This is a genomic window from Bacillus sp. T-10(2022) (assembly GCF_056502895.1).
Genome location: NZ_CP113518.1, coordinates 2,130,678 through 2,147,501 on the forward strand (window position 1 = coordinate 2,130,678; position 16,824 = coordinate 2,147,501).

Annotated in this window: 16 protein-coding genes and 2 pseudogenes; 17 read left to right on the forward strand and 1 reads right to left on the reverse strand. The window is 37.0% G+C overall.

Features of this window, described 5'->3' with window-relative positions:
* Positions 1-40 precede the first annotated feature (40 nt).
* The 14 genes and pseudogenes from OSJ91_RS10450 to OSJ91_RS10515 form a co-directional block, all read left to right on the forward strand.
* Positions 41-5,173 carry a DNRLRE domain-containing protein gene (locus tag OSJ91_RS10450; RefSeq protein ID WP_485891514.1) on the forward strand — a complete coding sequence of 1,711 codons (5,133 nt, stop codon included), beginning with the start codon at positions 41-43 and terminating at the stop codon, positions 5,171-5,173.
* 338 nt (positions 5,174-5,511) lie between these two features.
* Entirely contained in the window at positions 5,512-5,946 is a 435-nt protein-coding gene (locus OSJ91_RS10455) for a hypothetical protein (RefSeq protein ID WP_350302154.1), read from the forward strand.
* Between the two features lie 428 nt (positions 5,947-6,374).
* Positions 6,375-6,509, forward strand: coding sequence for a hypothetical protein (locus OSJ91_RS10460; protein WP_485891877.1), 135 nt, complete (start codon positions 6,375-6,377; stop codon positions 6,507-6,509).
* 124 nt (positions 6,510-6,633) lie between these two features.
* Positions 6,634-7,116 (forward strand): ankyrin repeat domain-containing protein, encoded by a 483-nt coding sequence (locus OSJ91_RS10465; RefSeq protein WP_485891515.1) that lies wholly within the window; start codon positions 6,634-6,636, stop codon positions 7,114-7,116.
* Between the two features lies 1 nt (position 7,117).
* Entirely contained in the window at positions 7,118-7,456 is a 339-nt protein-coding gene (locus OSJ91_RS10470) for an ankyrin repeat domain-containing protein (RefSeq protein WP_485891516.1), read from the forward strand.
* Positions 7,457-7,558: 102 nt separating this feature from the next.
* Positions 7,559-7,996, forward strand: coding sequence for a hypothetical protein (locus OSJ91_RS10475; protein WP_350302156.1), 438 nt, complete (start codon positions 7,559-7,561; stop codon positions 7,994-7,996).
* A 630-nt stretch (positions 7,997-8,626) separates the two neighbouring features.
* A complete protein-coding gene (locus tag OSJ91_RS10480; protein WP_485891517.1) occupies positions 8,627-8,854 on the forward strand; it encodes a hypothetical protein in 228 nt (75 codons plus the stop codon).
* A gap of 327 nt (positions 8,855-9,181) precedes the next feature.
* Entirely contained in the window at positions 9,182-9,382 is a 201-nt protein-coding gene (locus OSJ91_RS10485) for a HEAT repeat domain-containing protein (RefSeq protein WP_485891518.1), read from the forward strand.
* 76 nt (positions 9,383-9,458) lie between these two features.
* The gene (locus OSJ91_RS10490) at positions 9,459-9,902 is read left to right on the forward strand and encodes a HEAT repeat domain-containing protein (RefSeq protein ID WP_485891519.1); all 444 of its coding nucleotides are present in this window, start codon (positions 9,459-9,461) and stop codon (positions 9,900-9,902) included.
* 618 nt (positions 9,903-10,520) lie between these two features.
* The gene (locus OSJ91_RS10495) at positions 10,521-10,838 is read left to right on the forward strand and encodes an aldo/keto reductase (protein ID WP_485891878.1); all 318 of its coding nucleotides are present in this window, start codon (positions 10,521-10,523) and stop codon (positions 10,836-10,838) included.
* A 57-nt stretch (positions 10,839-10,895) separates the two neighbouring features.
* Positions 10,896-11,414, forward strand: coding sequence for a lysozyme family protein (locus tag OSJ91_RS10500; protein ID WP_485891520.1), 519 nt, complete (start codon positions 10,896-10,898; stop codon positions 11,412-11,414).
* A 16-nt stretch (positions 11,415-11,430) separates the two neighbouring features.
* Positions 11,431-11,607 (forward strand): hypothetical protein, encoded by a 177-nt coding sequence (locus OSJ91_RS10505; RefSeq protein ID WP_485891521.1) that lies wholly within the window; start codon positions 11,431-11,433, stop codon positions 11,605-11,607.
* An 18-nt stretch (positions 11,608-11,625) separates the two neighbouring features.
* Complete coding sequence (locus tag OSJ91_RS10510; RefSeq protein ID WP_485891522.1) at positions 11,626-11,805, forward strand: hypothetical protein; 180 nt, start codon at positions 11,626-11,628, stop codon at positions 11,803-11,805.
* A pseudogene (locus tag OSJ91_RS10515) lies at positions 11,777-11,950 on the forward strand (IS4 family transposase); the annotation flags it as partial. The gene OSJ91_RS10510 and the pseudogene OSJ91_RS10515, both read left to right, overlap by 29 nt.
* 10 nt (positions 11,951-11,960) lie before the next feature.
* Here OSJ91_RS10515 and OSJ91_RS10520 read toward each other — a convergent pair.
* Positions 11,961-14,240, reverse strand: coding sequence for a transporter substrate-binding protein (locus OSJ91_RS10520; protein ID WP_485891523.1), 2,280 nt, complete (start codon positions 14,238-14,240; stop codon positions 11,961-11,963).
* A gap of 311 nt (positions 14,241-14,551) precedes the next feature.
* On the opposite strand from OSJ91_RS10520, the gene OSJ91_RS10525 reads away from it, so the two are divergent.
* The 3 genes and pseudogenes from OSJ91_RS10525 (at position 14,552) to OSJ91_RS10535 (ending at position 16,755) form a co-directional block, all read left to right on the forward strand.
* On the forward strand, positions 14,552-14,734 hold the full coding sequence (locus tag OSJ91_RS10525) for a hypothetical protein (RefSeq protein WP_485891524.1): 183 nt from the start codon (positions 14,552-14,554) through the stop codon (positions 14,732-14,734).
* Positions 14,727-16,151: an amidase gene (locus OSJ91_RS10530; RefSeq protein WP_485891525.1), complete on the forward strand. Its 1,425-nt coding sequence runs from the start codon at positions 14,727-14,729 to the stop codon at positions 16,149-16,151. Before OSJ91_RS10525 ends, OSJ91_RS10530 begins: the two co-directional genes overlap by 8 nt.
* 284 nt (positions 16,152-16,435) lie before the next feature.
* A pseudogene (locus OSJ91_RS10535) lies at positions 16,436-16,755 on the forward strand (MazG nucleotide pyrophosphohydrolase domain-containing protein).
* Positions 16,756-16,824 lie beyond the last annotated feature (69 nt).

The following is a 16,824-nucleotide window of genomic DNA, read 5'->3' on the forward strand; positions in this document are numbered from 1 at the left end:
CTCTAAGAAAAGTAAGCAAAATCGAACGATACGATTAAAAATGCAAGATAAGCAGCTTGAATTCGGTTTAGTCGGTGTAAAGAAGGTAAAAGGTGTAGCTGAAGAAAATCGTATGACATATCCTCGTGTTTTTTCAAACGCTGATTTAGTTTTTCATGTCGATAATAATGCCGTAAAAGAAGAATTGGTTTTTGAGAGCAAGCCTGAAAATAATAAGTTCTCCTATGAGTTTAATTTGAAAAATCTACAAGCAAAAGAAGGCGATAATGGAGATATCATTTTTGAAGATAAAGACAAAAATGAATTTTTCGTTTTAACGAAGCCTTTTATGTATGATGCGGCCGAAAATATTTCACACGATGTTTCCATGAAGCTTCGTCAGGAGAAAGGGAAGACTTATGTCGATGTAGTCGCTGATGAAGGCTGGCTAAATTCAAAAGAACGGAAATACCCCATTGTCATTGATCCAACAGTTGGAATCCAAGATCACACCACTTCAGACACATTCATTTCATCCGCATATCCGAAAGTGAATTACTGGCTGGATCCTTCTCTTATCACAGGAAAACAAATATATTACGGAACAACTCGATCTTTAGTTAAATTTAATTTGAAAAATTTATTAAGCGGTGCAAAGATTACATCTGCAAATTTAAAATTAAGCTCACATTCTAACTTAAATGGATTCGATCATACAGCAAGTGTTGGGGTTTATCCCATTTCAAAGCCATGGGCTTCAGATTCAGCAACCTGGAGTAACCAGCCATCCATTGAATCGCAAGTATCAAACTTGAATGTGACAAAAGATAACGAGTATACATTCTTCATGACAAATCTTGTTAAAGAATGGTATAGCGGAAAAAAAGCGAACCATGGCATCATGCTGAAAAATGCAACTGAAACCGTAAATCGTAAAATGTTTCGTTCTAGTGATTACTCTGCAGATCCATTGAAAAAGCCTAAATTAACTGTCGTTTATACGATTGAACCCATTGGCGTTGAAAGTTTTTGGACCTCAGCGGACTCCAATGTCAATACGTATAACGGTAACTTTTATACACAGGAAACGGACTTTACGATTGATGGACGCGGCCTGCCTTTAACCGTGAATCGTACGTATAATAGCCGGTCCGACGAATCAGGTGTGTTTGGCTTTGGTTGGAGTTCGAATCTTGATCAAAAACTGATTTTTGCAGCGGATGACCTTGTCCTTTATCGCGATGAGGATGGCACGAATCATATCTTTTCAAAGAATGCATCTGGTGAGTATGATTCACCTGGAGGCGTTTATGTACAACTTGAGAAAAACACAAATGGAACATTTAAGCTCGTGGAAAAGGATGAATCTTTTACAACGTTTGATGCTTCAGGGAAAATGGTTAACGCAACGGATACGAATAATAATAAAACGACTTATGCCTATTCAGGGAATAAACTAGTATCTGTAACCGATCCATCCGGAAGAAAAATGACGATCAGTTATGGTTCCAACGGAAAGGTGAGTTCGATTGTAGATCCATCAAACCGAGAATATAAGTATACGTATGATGCAGCCAGTAACCTGACAGGGTATTCTGAAACGGATTCCAAACGAACCGTTACCCAAAATACCGGCTATGGTTATGGCGCAAATCATCAAATGACGTCCTATACGGATGAAAAAGGCAAGAAATTATCCATGACCTACAATGCTGAAAAACAGCTTGTAAAATATGAACAGCCAGTTACAATTGCCGGAGCTCTCCAAAAAGATTATTATACAATGTCCTATAATGGGTCAACTGGAGTCACCACGTTAACCGATTCAAGAGGTGTCAAAACAGCCTACACCCATAATGCTTACGGAAACGTGATAAAGTCTGTTTCAGATGTCGGCGGTCTTAATTATACGCGAACATTTAACTATGATGATCAAAATAACATTATTCAAGAAAAAGATGAAAATGCAAATAAATCGGGTTCCAATGCAACGTATGATTATGGCTATGATGATTCAGGGAATGTAACATCATTCAGCAATACATTAAATGAGCAAGAAAAAATTAAGTACGATGAAAACAATAATCCCATCGAATTTATTGATGCGAAAGGTAATGTATCAACCGAGGAATATGACAGTAACAATAACAATGTGGCGTCTACGGATGCAGCAACGAAATCTTCTGCTGTAAAGTATGATTCGAACGGGAATACCAAAGAGGAAACATCATCTTTAAGTATCGGTGAAAATCTCTTGAAAAATGGCAGTTTTGAAACAGATGCCAACAATGATAAATGGCCAGATAATTGGACAAAAATCGGTACAGCTACATTCACCTACGATTCAACTGGCATATCGATTCAAAAAGCTAATCTTGGCGTAAAGCAACTTAAAATTTCCAATCCAACCACAGCGGCAGCAGTCGAAAGTGGACGTATCCCTTATAATGCTCAAAAAAAGTATGTAATCAGTGGGTACATGAAAACGACCAATGCCAATTCCAATGCTAAATTAGTCATTACCGGCGGAAACGCAAGTGGTAAAATGACTCAAACCATTAGTAGTCCGATGCTTTCTGGGACAAGCAATGTAGAGCGGATGCACCTGGTCATTAACCCTGGTGACCTATCAAGTGATACTGAATCCTTCACCCTCAAGGCCTATGTCAATGCTGGTAAGGGAGACTTTTATTTTGATGGTTTACAAGTTGAAGAGGAGTATTATGGAGCCTTCAACTTAATTGATAACAGTAATTTTGAAATAACGGATAAGAATGGGGGTGCAGATGGCTGGTATTATCCGGGTACCTTAACATCTTCGGATGGAGTGGATGCAACAACAGCGTATACCGGAAAAAAGTCAATCAAATTAACGGGTAAGCGCGGGGTGGACAAGTTTGTTCGCCAGGAGGTTTCCGTAAACGGAAAAGCGGGACAAGAGCTTACGGTTTCAGGGTTTTCAAAGGCCACTTCTCCAACCGCTTCTGCGGGACCTTACCAAATGAATGTAGCGATTAATCATAAAGATGGCACGACACAATGGGTAAACGGATATTTTGACAGTAGTAAAACACATGATTGGCAGCATACTTCATTAAGATTCGTAACAGCGAAAGATTTCAAATCATTGACTGTGTACTACCAATATAAGGATCAGACGGGAACGGCTTGGTTTGATGCAGCTAAAGTGCAAATAGGTTCTATTCGAACCAAACAAGCTTATGATGCAAAAGGGAACTATGTCGTGAATAGTACCGACCCTGAAGGGAACACGGTATGGAAAACATATGATTCCATTGGAAATGTAACAGGGGAAACAACCGGCGGGGATACAAGGAAATATGAATACAATTCGAATGATAATTTAACGAAGGTTATTGATGAGAATGGCAGAACAACTACCTACGAATATGATAAAGCTGGCAATCATACAGCGACTATCAATGCGAATGGCAAAAAAAATCTGTCTGTCTACAATGAGAGAGATCATATTACATCGTTAACGGATGCGCTTGGACGACAAATAAAGTATGACTATGATTTAGTTGGAAACGAGACTAAAACAAGTTCACCAAATGGAAGTATAATCGAGCATTCCTATAATAATGTAAACCGAAAAACGTCAACTTCATTGAACGGTGTAAAGCGTTATGAATTCTCGTTTGATGCCAATGGCAACCAGCTAAGTGAAAAGGACCTCTTAACAGGAGTAACGACTAACTTCGTCTACGATGCAGACGACAAGCTAAAAGAGAAGAGTTATTCCAACGGAAGGAAAAACTCGTATACGTATGATAAAAACGGTAATGCCTTAACAAGCTCTTTTTCCTCTGGGTCTACAAATATAGCCGTTAATCGTAAGGTAGATAAAAACGATCAGATCACTAATATTTCTAGCGGGAATACATCCGCGTCCTTTACGTTTACAGAAAATGATCAACTTGCAGGATTGAAAAATAAAAACGGGACGTTCACTTTATATAATTATAATGGCGCTGATCAACTGACCCGCTTGGTAACAGCTAATGCAAGCGGCACGATCCTTGAATCTTTTGACTATACGTATGATGCAAAAGGAAACCGTTCATCAGAAAAGACGAAAGATGGCACAAGCCAATTCACTTACGATAAGAGTGGACAGCTTACCAAGGAAGTCCGTCCAAATGGAAACGTGATTGATTACACGTATGATGCAGTAGGAAATCGTCTGACGAAAAAAGTAACAAAGGGTTCAACCTTTACGACCCATACGTATACGTATGATGCGGCCAATCAGCTTGCCACGAATAACGGAGCTTCCGTTTCTCACGATAAAAACGGGAATCTTACAAGCGACGGAAAAAGAACATTCGTGTATGATGCTCAAGATCGTTTAATGGAAGTAAAAGAAGGGGCAACTAGTCTAGGAAAATACCAATATAACTCTGAAGGCCTAAGAACCAGCAAAACCATTGGCTCGACAGCCACTTATTACACTTATGATGAAAACAATAATGTGGTATTAGAAACCAATCAAAGTGGTGCAGTTCTCGCATCTTACGTCTATGACAACGCCAACCGCCCATTAACGATGACAAAGGCCGGGAAAACCTACACCTTTCATGCAAACGCCCATGGCGATATCACCTCAGTTACAGATGAAGCAGGAACGATCGTTGCAAGCTTCCAATACGACGCATGGGGCAACCATCTAAAAGAATCTGGCACCTTTGCCTCACAAGTTCCATTCCGTTACGCTGGATACCGTTATGATACTGAAACTAAGCTATACTATTTACAACAACGATACTATAATCCAGACTTAGGCAGGTTTCTAACCCTTGATCCAGAATTAGGGGATAAGGAAAACCCTATTACTCAGAATGGTTATAACTATGCAGATAATAATCCAGTAAATTTAGTAGATCCCAATGGAGAAAAGGCTTTGAAGCCAAAGAAGTTACCAAAGGAAAATTATAAGAAAGTAAAAATTAGTAGGCTTGAAATGCCTTATACTGGTGGAATACGTTCTGGATTTAATTTCTTTGGCAAGAATAGGATTACTAAAAAGCCGAATTTGAAAAAGCAAGGAAGAGAAGTTAGAGAGAAAAAAAGGGAGAAAGGTAATTTTAAATCCAATTCAAATAAAGATCCTGATAGAGCAATGAAAAAACATACTCCTTCTAAATCTCACCAAAAAAAGAAGCGAAAATAATATAATCTTTGAGCCTCATTAATCAAGAGGTTGCAGATATAAAAACTGCAACCTCTAATTTTGATATGCTTATCATTTATATTGAATATAAATTTAAATTTCCTTAAATAAGTTCTTTAATTTTATTAGTCTTTTTATACGAAAATAAAACGTTAAGTTTTAAAATTATAAAGGGCAAAGATAAAAAGTTGTAGTATAGATATTTGTTTCCCTATAATTATACAGTTATTTTAATTGAGAACAGAAGTGTATAAAAATTACTAGTTAATTAGTAGGGTGAATAAAGGATAGAAAAATAAGATAGTTCTTTAATAAATTTTATAAGGGATTGAGTATTAATGACTATAAATTGTTTACAATATCCGCGTTCTGGGATTAGAGTAAGATGTGAAAAAGGTATTAATCCAAGAGTTAGACGTTCATGTTTAAACTTTGCGGTTTGGTTACGTTCCAATATGGAGTTTCCTATAAGGCTAGTTGTTTACCTAAAGAAGGATTATCAAATTATTACTAGAGATACAAAAGAAACTGCGAGCGCTTCATTCTTTGCCCCATTTGATAAAACAGTTGAGCCTTATATTAGAATTGCAACTGGTGATTATGAAGAATTAGTTTCAGAAATTGGAGAAATTGATGCTTTATGGGCAATTTTACGCAGTATGGCACATGAGATAATCCATTATCAGCAATGGCTAGAAGATAAAGAAATGGATGAGAAGGAAGCAAAAAATGGAGGCGAACAATTATTAGCTGATTTTGCTGATTGTTTATAAACAAGTGTGCCCTCGATAAATAAGGAATAAGCTATGCTTGTAAAGTTTTAAGGCAAGGGTTTAATTCTTCTTATCCTAGCGGAGTTACATTAACATTTATTGCGGTTGTGAAGTAGCCTCTCGACAGGATACTATATTTCTTTTATGAAAGTGACAAGCAATTAAGTGGAATTGAATTAGAAGAGAAACCCTTTTGGAGAGTTTCCGGTTGATTTATTAAAAGAATTGCAGTTTTAAAAGAGGAAAGAAGAATCTCTTTTCCAGATATAGATAGTGATGAACTTCTGAATGTAGATTGGTCAGATGAAATAAAAGATAGTTATTTAGATTTTATAGAGAATTATTGGGAAAGGATTAATTTGAATCAACAAATGTTAAGGTATCCTAAAACTATCTAACTAGAAGTTTTTACTGAGGTCCTCTCTTTTATTCAAAAGGATAAAGAGGATTTTAACATTTCTATAGAGGATTTAGCTCTCTTGCATCAGATTGAAACGGACGAAGAAAATACAGATACGCTATGGGGTGATGTGAGCATTATCTACTTTGTTATGACAAAATAAGATCTAAGAAATAAAAACTTAAATCATGTATGGTTAAGTTTACAAAGTCAATAATGGTGCGGCTACAAGGCATAAAGTCGGAAAAGCGTGGATACAGGATCAATTGTAATTGGTGGGATGCTCAATGAATTGCAATAATATATACAAAGCCGCTGCAAATGGAAATATCTTTAAGTTAAAAACACTCCTTTCCTCGGGCTGTGATATTAATAAAGGTGATGAGGACAAATATACGGCACTTCATTGGGCGGTTCAAGAGGGGAAATTAGATGTAGTAAAATTTCTGTTGGAAAACGGAGCAAACATTAATTGTCAAGATGTAGAAAACTACACTCCTATTGAAATTGCATGTACTAAAGGGCATGTGGGAATCTTGAAACTTCTTATTGATAAGGGATGTAACTTGAGTTTAGATCGAGATGGATATACCCCTTTACACGCGTCCGCTGCAACAGGGAAATTAGAGATTACTAAAATATTGCTTGAAAGCGGTCTATCCATTAATAAGCAAGATCAAAATGGGACAGGGTATACACCATTGCACTGGGCTACTCAAGAAGGTTACAACGTCTATAGAATTGTTGGTTCAAAGCGGTGCAAATGTTAATGTGAAAGATGCAAATGGATTTACTGCATTATATATAGCTTCTAGCGAAGGCTACACAGATATTGTTAGTTTTTTAATTAACAATAATGCAAATATTGATATTACAGATGAAGGGTCTGTAACACCACTAATGATAGCTTGTATATACAATACCCCTGAAGTAGTGGAGGTATTAATAGAAAACGATGCAAGTATAGAGGCCAAAGATAACGAAGGAAGAACCCCGCTTTTTAACGCTGTCGTGCATGGAAATAAAGACATTGCAAAGACCTTACTAAAAAGTGGCTCTAATAGGAATGTGGTTGATTATTCAGGTGGAAATTTGCTAAATCTTTTATGAAACTTTAATTAAATGATAGATCAATCATATAAAATCAGGTAGAAAATGTTGTGTCTTAAAGAGGAAATTACCTTATACCATTAATCCTACAAGGAGAAAAGTATGAAGTATCCAAGAAGTGGGTTAAGGATTAGATGTGAAAAAGGAGTTCACCCTGAGGTACGAACTGTGTGTTTGAATTTTGGGAGATGGCTTCGAAAAAACATGGATTTTCCAATTCGAGTTGTTGTATATCTGAAGAGTGATTATCAAATTAAAAATCGTACAACAAAAGAGTATGTAACAGCTACCTTTTTTGCACCCTATGATAAAGATGTAGAACCTTATATACGTATTGCAACTGGAGATTATGATGAACTTATTCAAAATCGAGGAAAAGTCGATGCTCTTTATGATAAGTTAGATAGTATTGCGCATGAACTTATCCATTATCAGCAATGGATAAAAGATGAAAAAATGGATGAAAATGAGGCAGAAGAAAAAGGCATTAAGCTTGTGGATAGGTATTCTGAAAGTATAGAAACCATACTTGATTTTTAAATTATTAGAGGAGAATCGTTATGCTGATTGCATTTAGTATTTTTATTTATCTTTCGATTGCCTAGATTGTCTTGGCAAGCTACCTTAATTTATTGTTCGATCTTAAGAAGAACAAAAATGAATAGGTGATTTAATGTCTAGTATAGTGATTAGTACAGTGTTGGCGGTAATACTGATGATTCAAGTGATTAGGGATAAAGATTATATATGGTTGCTGTGTTTAGTACCTTTTGCGTGTTTAATAGTCCTCTCCCTAACAGATATTTTAGATTTCATCCCCAGTTGGGCTGTAAGTCTTACTTTTTATATAATTGGTATCCTGACCTTCTATTTATGTGCATATTATGGCTTAAAAAAACATAATAAAGAAAATGCGGACGATTCCTCTGATTGAAAGAGGAGAGGGGTACATGGACGTTCGTAAGAGCTCACTTTTGCGAACGTTTTTTCTACAATTGTTAATTTAGTAGCAACGTTGTGGCTTAAAGGGGAAATTACCCTGATCAAATTAATTCTAAAAGGAGAAAGTATGAAATATCCAAGAAGTGGGTTAAGGATTAGATGTGAAAAGGAGTTCACCCTGAGGTACGAACTGTGTGTTGGAATTTTGGGAGATGGCTTCGAAAAAACATGGATTTTCCAATTCGAGTTGTTGTATATCTGAAGAGTGATTATCAAATTAAAAATCGTACAACAAAAGAGTATGTAACAGCTACCTTTTTTGCACCCTATGATAAAGATGTAGAACCTTATATACGTATTGCAACTGGAGATTATGATGAACTTATTCAAAATCGAGGAAAAGTCGATGCTCTTTATGATAAGTTAGATAGTATTGCGCATGAACTTATCCATTAACGCAATGGATAAAAGATGAAAAAAAGGATGAAAATGAGGCTGAAGAAAAAGGCATTAAGCTTGTGGATAGGTATTCTGAAAGTATAGAAACCATACTTGATTTTTAAATTATTAGAGGAGAATCGTTTAAAGAGTACTAGTTCCAGGTGGAACAATGGTTATTTTCTAGGATATTTTTAAAATAAGGGATATATTAATTGCAGAAAAGCTGAAGTTGAAACAACAACGAATCTGCTTGCCAATCATATAAACCAATCAGTGCCCCCGCACTATTTTAGTCGTCGTGATTTTTGCTAAGATAATCATAGGGGGGGGGGATTATCTGACATGAATACTTCACAAAAAATAAACATAATTAAAGAGTTACTACAATATCAGGCACGGGATTCAAGTTTGGAAATTTTGGAATATTTAGAAGATGATGATTTAGCCGTTAAATTAACGGCTATCGAAGCATTGGGGGAGTTGCCCAATAGCGAATGTATTAAGTCGATTCCGAGGGAAATGACTGAAAATTCAGATGGGTAAATTTGTTATTATGCTCTGGAATCAATTAATGGATATAACGGAGAAGATGTTTTTGAAGCAATAGTGAGGAATTTAAATGATAGTGATGAATTGGTCAGTGGTAGAAGCCATAGGTGATCTAAATGAAGTAAAAGGATTAGAACATCTTTACGAAGCATTAACGGATAAAGAAGAAATTGTAAGGGGGTATGCGGCAGAAGGGATTGGTAAGTTCGAAAAAGCAGCATCTATACCGATCTTAGAAAAATATCTTAAATATGAAACAAGCAGCTTGTCAAAACTAGGTTTTTTTGTAGGATTGTATCTATTAGGTGAAAGAAAATATTTAAGATTAATGTTAGATTTACTTAAGGATCCCTCTTATAGAGTAAGATGCGCTGTTGCCAATAGCGTTGTGGACTTATTAAATCAAGAGAATGTATATCTAATCAAACAAAGCTTACTATTTGCTCTAAAGAACGAACAGACAAATGCAGCACGTTCTTCATTGCAAGGAGCACTTGAAGAAATAAACTCATAAATGAGCAGCGTTAGAAATGATCTGTCTAAACTATTTGACGAAGAAGAGGGACAGTAAATGTAACTTACTAGAAAAATAGTAACTTCTATACCTCAATTAAATGTTGCCTCTTAAGAAGAGGAAAAGAATGAACAGGTGATCCAATTGTCTATTATAGTGATTAGTACAGTGTTGGCGGTAATAATGATGATTAAAATGATTAGGGAAAAAGATTATATATGGTTACTGTGCTTAATACCTTTTGCGTGTTTAGTAGTATTCTCCCTTACAGATATTCTAGAATTCATCCCCAATTTGGCTGTAAGTATTTCTTTTTATATAATTTTTATCCTGACTATCAGTTTTTGTGGTTTTTATAGCGCAAAAAAAGATATTAAAGAAAATTCGGATGGTTCCTCTGATTAAATGAGGGTAGTTGTACATGGATGTTCGTAAGACCTCAATTTTACGAACATTTTTTATTTTTTGGTGATGCGATTATTGAATTTTCCCCGAAATTCCTGTCTTATTTAAAAGCAAAATCCCTGAAGCCTCTGGACAACTATTGAATTCTTATATATTTTTAGGGTTTCGCATATGCGGACAAAACCCTGTCAATCTTGTTGAACAGACGGAAATCTGAACTTTTGTCAGGAAAAGGGCGTGGCACCGATGGCATGGTCACCGCTTGCAGGAGGAAGCATTTTTGAGGAATCGAATGAAAAGGCTGCCCGCTTAAGAAAAACGTTAGAAATCGTAAAAGAAGAAATCGGGGCCAATGGAATAGATGAAGTGATGTATGCATGGCTGTTGAGACATCCAGCAAAAATCATGCCGATCGTTGGATCAGGTAAGAAAGAACGATTGGACAGCGCCATTGATTCACTAAACCTAAGCATGGAAAAAGAGCAATGGTTTAACATTTTAACCAGCTCGATGGGACATGATATTCCCTAATAAACAGACCTTTGAACAAAAGGAATGGGACTTCCAAAAAGGAGGGCCCATTCTTTTTTGCTTAAAAAATCATTGGGAATCAACTCAGTTGTAGACAGGGTATCGTGTAACCAAATCTCTCATGACATTTCTCCAAAACTTCAAGCAAAGACCAACCTATCAAATCAAGTGAACGACTGGAACATCACTTTTTACCCCTTTTATAAATCTTCTCCTTACATCACTTTTCGATTTGCCTTGTTCATTTCAATCAGTTTGGGCGGTGAGAATCAGTTTGAATCAGGCATGTCCGGTGAAAGAGCAGTGGGTACAGCGCAGGTGTCTTCTGAAGTCAAGCGATACGAGCCGTTAATCCGGAAATATGCGGAACAAAATAGGGTTGGGGAATATGTCGGACTTATTCTGGCCATGATCCAACAGGAATCAGGTGGATGTGAATTGGATGTGATGCAATCTTCCGAATCAATCGGGCTTCCACCAGGTGCTATCAATGCCAATAGCAGTGGTGGTACTTCTTATTCGTCCGTTGAAGAATGGAAAAACTTATATCCCTTCCTAGGTTTTAGACGGATCTAGAAACGGAGGTGAAGGCATGGAGCCAACCCAAAAGAAAAATTTCTTGTTTTTAATGATAGTATTCGTCTCGGCTTCTTTGGTCATCATGTATATTTTCTCTCTGCGGTCACAGCTGAATGAAGTCAGGAGCAACCAAGGCAACTATGAAGAGAGATTCAATCCCTATCCTCCATCCAAAACACGGATGCTTTAAAGGTGAATCACAAGTTTCTTGAAAGTTTTCACCTATCAAACCACTGCCGAACGATATAAAAAGTTTGAACCATTCATGACCGATCAAGGATTCAAAGAGACCCATCCTTCCGGGATGGAACTTCCGAATTCGAAAGAGTCCGTCCAATCATCCATGATAGGGCTAAGCCGCCAGTACATCGGTTATGCAACTATGTAGTCGGTTAGAGGCTTCGACGGGCGTACACATGAGCCAAGAGGGACTCAAACAACGCTTTAATCCAGCAGCTGTCGCATTTTTTCGAGAATTATTTACATCCCTTCTTACACAAAAGCTTTCCGCACACATGACGTCTACTTTCAATCCTAGCCTCACTACATAGATATCTTAAACTCTTTTATTTTTCTATATAATGTGCTGCGTGCAATTCCAAGTACAATTGATGCTTCGGAGACTGTTTTGGTTTCTCGTAAAGCTTGTTCAATCAGCTTTTTTTCATAGTTTTTCATTGTTTTAGCCTGATGATCTTTTCGTTGATAGTAGCCCATTAAAGATTGTGGCAAATGTATTTTTTCTATTGTAGAATATTTTCCTTTAGCAAGTAAAAAGGCCCGTTCCAAAACATTTTTTAATTCTCGGATATTGCCTGGCCAATGATATTGGATAAAAACTTGGAGTACTTCTTCACTGACATGAATAGGGCCTTCTCCATAGGAAGATACGAACTCTAGTAATAGTTCCTGACAAAGGTGTTCCATATCTTCTGACCGCTCTCTTAATGGTAGGAGTGTAATCGATAATACATTTAATCGATAAAATAAATCAGAGCGAAATGAACCGCTATAAGCAATTTCTTCCGAAAGGTTACGGTGAGTCGCCGCGATTATCCGGACATTTACCGCTCGCTCCCCAGTTTCCCCAAGCCGGACTATTTTTTTCGTTTCAAGTGCTCTTAATAGGACAACTTGCAGCTCGAGCGGCATATCACCAATTTCGTCTAAAAATAGGGTACCGTTATTAGCTGCTTCAAACTTACCAATCGCTCCCCCTTTTTTCGCACCTGTAAAAGCCCCGTCTGTAAAACCAAACAACTCACTAGCGATTAAGTCCTTCGGCAACAAACCCGCGTTTACAGGAATAAAAGGTCCATTTCTTCGGTCACTTTGTTCATGAATCGTCTGGGCAATCACATCTTTTCCCGTTCCTGTTTCTCCAAGAATAAGGACATTAGCAGATGATTGGGCAGCTATTCTCGCTACCTCCAGCTCTGTTTGGAAACCTTGACTTAATGTTTGAATACGACCGAATGAAAGAAATGGTTTCACATACCGAACATTCATTTTCTGTTTAAGCATATACAAATGTTGATGATTTGCTTCGTAATGATTGACGTTAAAAGAAAGGTACATAGATTGAAGCAGTTGTTTCGTAAGGGTTTGTCCTTGATAGAAACGAGTCATATCCGCTGCTTTTTTGCTCATATACAAAACAACATTCTCCTTAGATAACACTAAGATTGCTTCTTCACTGATTTGTCCCCAAGATTTTAGTACAACTTCACTCAAATCATCCGACTGACTATGCTTCACTTTAAATGGTCGCGGGGAAATATTCCGTTCTGAATCCCAGACAATCTCAAATTGCCCATCAGGCATACCTTTGCCAATTTTCACTTGGCGTGCCAGATGGCGATGATCTGTATCAACAACAATTTTCCCGCAGGCTGTGTCGAGTTCTTTTCCACTTAAATGATGAAAAATATCCCGGTGGTCTTCGCTCTTCATTTCGATAATACTTTCAATAATCATTTTTGTGCCTTGATATGTGTTAAACATCACCGAGGAGATAGCTCCTTTTTCTCCGGTGAAATGATGAAATTTGCTTATAAAGTCCATATTCAATTGATTAGAAATAGATTGAAAATAGCTAGCAGAACTATAGTGCCCTATGCCAAATTCGCTTCCCATTGCCGCGATTTCCGTTTCTTTTGTAATCGGGCTGAAAATAGGAATTTTCTTATGATTTAGTCCCATCCGCTCATAATCACGATAAAAAGGAATGATACTTTTCCCAACAAGTGTAGAAAAAATAGCATCTGGTTTTTTAAAAATAATATCTTCTAAAATATCATAAAATTTCTGTTGGCCGAAAGGTACATACCGCTCTCCAATAACTGCCCCATCCAATTCTTTTAAATACGTTTGAACTTGTTTATTTGTTTCCCGAGGATAGATATAGTCTGTACCTATGCAATAAACTCGCTTACCATAATGACTTGTTAAATAATCTAAAAGAGTATGAACTTGTTGATTCGGTACTTCTCCCGTATAAAAGACGTTTGGGTGACACTCTCTCCCTTCATATAAAGTTGGATAAACAAGCAGACAATCATATTTTTCAAGCACTGGCAAAACAGCTTTTCGACACGCAGATGTATAGCAACCGATAAAAATTTTCACTCCATCTTTAGCAAGAGCTTCTGCTTCCTGTGCGCTTTTGATTGGATCTGAACAAATATCACGTACGATTGCTTCAACTTCACATACACGGCTATCGCATTCATCAATCGCAAATTTTGCCGCTTCATACTGCCCCTTCTCTGTAATAGAAGTTGTTCCTGTTAAGGAAAATAACAATCCAACTTTAATCAACATATCTGCCCCATCCCCTTGTTTCATTTTGAGAAAGGCGTCTCAAAATCGGACAAGCCTTCTTTCTATCCATAATATAACAAATTTTACAATGTACCCAAATTACTTGTCCTATTTTAAAACAATCTTATAAATTGAAAAACTTGTCCTTTCAAGGTTTCGGTATTGGCACACAAATTGCATTTAAAAAGTATGAAAAGAAAGGGGGGGTCAATTGATAGGTCGCAGTTTAGATGTAGGTGTTTTCCATACCTAAAGCTTCACTCATAACAATTTAGTATTTCTATACTTAAAGTAAAAGGAGAGGATTAACAATGAAACTATCAATACGTGATATCTTGGAAAGTAAAGGAATATCTGCTACGGAGAATCACCTTCCTATTCTAAAAACACGCTGGCAAGCTATCGAAAACTTGAAAGCAGACTTAGACAACGCTGCATTAAACGATTATGATATTTCGCTTCGCAATATTCCTGGAGGTGATCACATTGAGTAAAGAACTTATTACTAAATCCGTTGAAGAGCTGGCCCCTTTAATTGCAAAAAGAGACGTATCTTCTCTCGAATTAACAAAAGCAGTATTAGATCATGCGGAATCTCTAAATGAAACAGTGAATGCATATATTAGCTTTACCCGTAAACAAGCTGAAGAAACGGCTCAGCAAGCTGATAACGAGATTGCATCAGGTAATTACCGCGGCATGTATCATGGCATTCCAATGGCCATTAAAGATAATCTATATTTTAAAAATGAAGTCACAACAATGGCTTCAAAAATTCATCAAGATTTCGTTCCAGATTTTGATGCCACAATTATTAGTAAGCTAAGAGAAGCCGGTGTTGTATTTACAGGAAAATTAAACATGCATGAATATGCCTGGGGAATTACGACAAATAACCCTTACTTTGGTGCTTGCCGTAACCCATGGGATCTAGAAAAAATCCCAGGAGGTTCAAGTGGTGGTTCGGGGGCTGCCATAGCGGCTGACATGTGTGTGGCAACACTCGGAACAGATACAGCAGGTTCAATCCGCATTCCTTCATCCGCGTGCGGGATTATAGGGTTAAAACCAACCCACGGCAGAGTAAGTAAATATGGTTGCTTCCCACTCTCATGGTCTCTTGACCATATCGGACCGATGACAAAAACGGTAAAAGATGCCGCCGGGCTACTTGAAATCATTGCAGGTTACGATAAAAACGATCCAACGTCTGTAAAAGCCCCGGTCGGTAATTATACAGAAAAATTAAATGGGGATGTGAAAAACCTTGTAATTGGCGTGAATGAAGAATATTTTTTCAAAAATGTGGACTATGAAGTAGAAAAACTAGTAAGAGCTGGTATTCAGTCTCTCGTCGATCAAGGAGCAAAAGTAGAAGAAGTGAGTATTCCTTCATTAAAATACGCGGAATATGCAGAAATGATTACGATTCTAACAGAAGCTGCGACGATTCATCATCCAAACCTTTTAAAACGTCCAGAAGACTTTGGAGCAGATATTCGTTTACTGTTTGAATTAGGGGAAATCCCTTCTGCGGTGGATTACCTTCAGGCCCAACAGTTAAGACGACAAATCAAGCTGGATTTTCAAAAAGCATTTGAAAAAGTAGATGTCTTAATAGCTCCAACACTGCCAATCATTGCACCAAATATCGGTGATGACTATGCCGACTTGAACGGGGCAAAGGTAGACCTAATTGATCATATCATCCGCTTTACTGGACCAGGGAACTTAACTGGCCTACCGGCACTTACTGTCCCATGTGGACTTAAAAATGGCATGCCTGTTGGATTACAAATCATGGGAGCGGCAATGAATGAAGAAACGGTGTTAAATGTCGGTTATGCCTTAGAAAAAACAAATCCTCTTCAAGGAAAAAAACCTGAATTAGTCAGCTCATTACAAAAATAATTCAAAGGGGCTTGCCCCAAAAAGTAAACAGATCCAGATTTACAGAAACCTTAATAAACGAACAAAAAGAAAAAGTGTGTTTTGCTCTTTTTTCAAAACACGCTTTTAATTTATTCCATTGAGTCATTAAGTCTCAAATGAGATGACAGGATTGACTAAATAATAGGGCACACCACGTTCAAAATCCACTTATTTTTATGCAATTTACAAGTTTTAGTAGCTAATAACGAATTACTTTCATTATTTTGTTAAACTTAAGATATTGAATTGGAGGTTAGAGGAAAATGAATGTAACTGAATTTCAACAATGAGTAAAGGATTATTATGAAAGTAAGGGCTGGTCTGAGTTAGACATTTTTATTCGTATTGGCTTTTTAGCAGAAGAAACGGGCGAAGTTGCACGAGCTATAAGAGCCCTTGAGATAGGTAGGAATAGGCCTGATGAAGTAAGAGGATCTTATGCGGAAAAAAACAGGAATTAACTGAAGAGTTAGGTGATGTATTAGGTAATTTAATTGTGATTGCAAACAAGTACAATATCCCTCTAGAAGAAGTGTTTCAGTCACATAAAAATAAACTGTCAGAACGTTATTATAATAATTAGATTATAGGCTTGTTTCAACAATAGGGCTAGATTGTTGAATAGGGAATTGGTATTTATAGAGGTTATTGT

Bases quoted from the DNA above. Each gene is read 5' to 3' on its own strand.
- OSJ91_RS10450 (WP_485891514.1), top strand. From the start codon at position 41: ATGCAAGATAAGCAGCTTGAATTCGGTTTAGTCGGTGTAAAGAAGGTA.
- OSJ91_RS10455 (WP_350302154.1), top strand. From the start codon at position 5,512: ATGACTATAAATTGTTTACAATATCCGCGTTCTGGGATTAGAGTAAGA.
- OSJ91_RS10465 (WP_485891515.1), top strand. From the start codon at position 6,634: ATGAATTGCAATAATATATACAAAGCCGCTGCAAATGGAAATATCTTT.
- OSJ91_RS10475 (WP_350302156.1), top strand. From the start codon at position 7,559: ATGAAGTATCCAAGAAGTGGGTTAAGGATTAGATGTGAAAAAGGAGTT.
- OSJ91_RS10480 (WP_485891517.1), top strand. From the start codon at position 8,627: ATGGATTTTCCAATTCGAGTTGTTGTATATCTGAAGAGTGATTATCAA.
- OSJ91_RS10485 (WP_485891518.1), top strand. From the start codon at position 9,182: ATGAATACTTCACAAAAAATAAACATAATTAAAGAGTTACTACAATAT.
- OSJ91_RS10490 (WP_485891519.1), top strand. From the start codon at position 9,459: ATGATAGTGATGAATTGGTCAGTGGTAGAAGCCATAGGTGATCTAAAT.
- OSJ91_RS10505 (WP_485891521.1), top strand. From the start codon at position 11,431: ATGGAGCCAACCCAAAAGAAAAATTTCTTGTTTTTAATGATAGTATTC.
- OSJ91_RS10520 (WP_485891523.1), bottom strand. From the start codon at position 14,240: ATGTTGATTAAAGTTGGATTGTTATTTTCCTTAACAGGAACAACTTCT.
- OSJ91_RS10525 (WP_485891524.1), top strand. From the start codon at position 14,552: ATGAAACTATCAATACGTGATATCTTGGAAAGTAAAGGAATATCTGCT.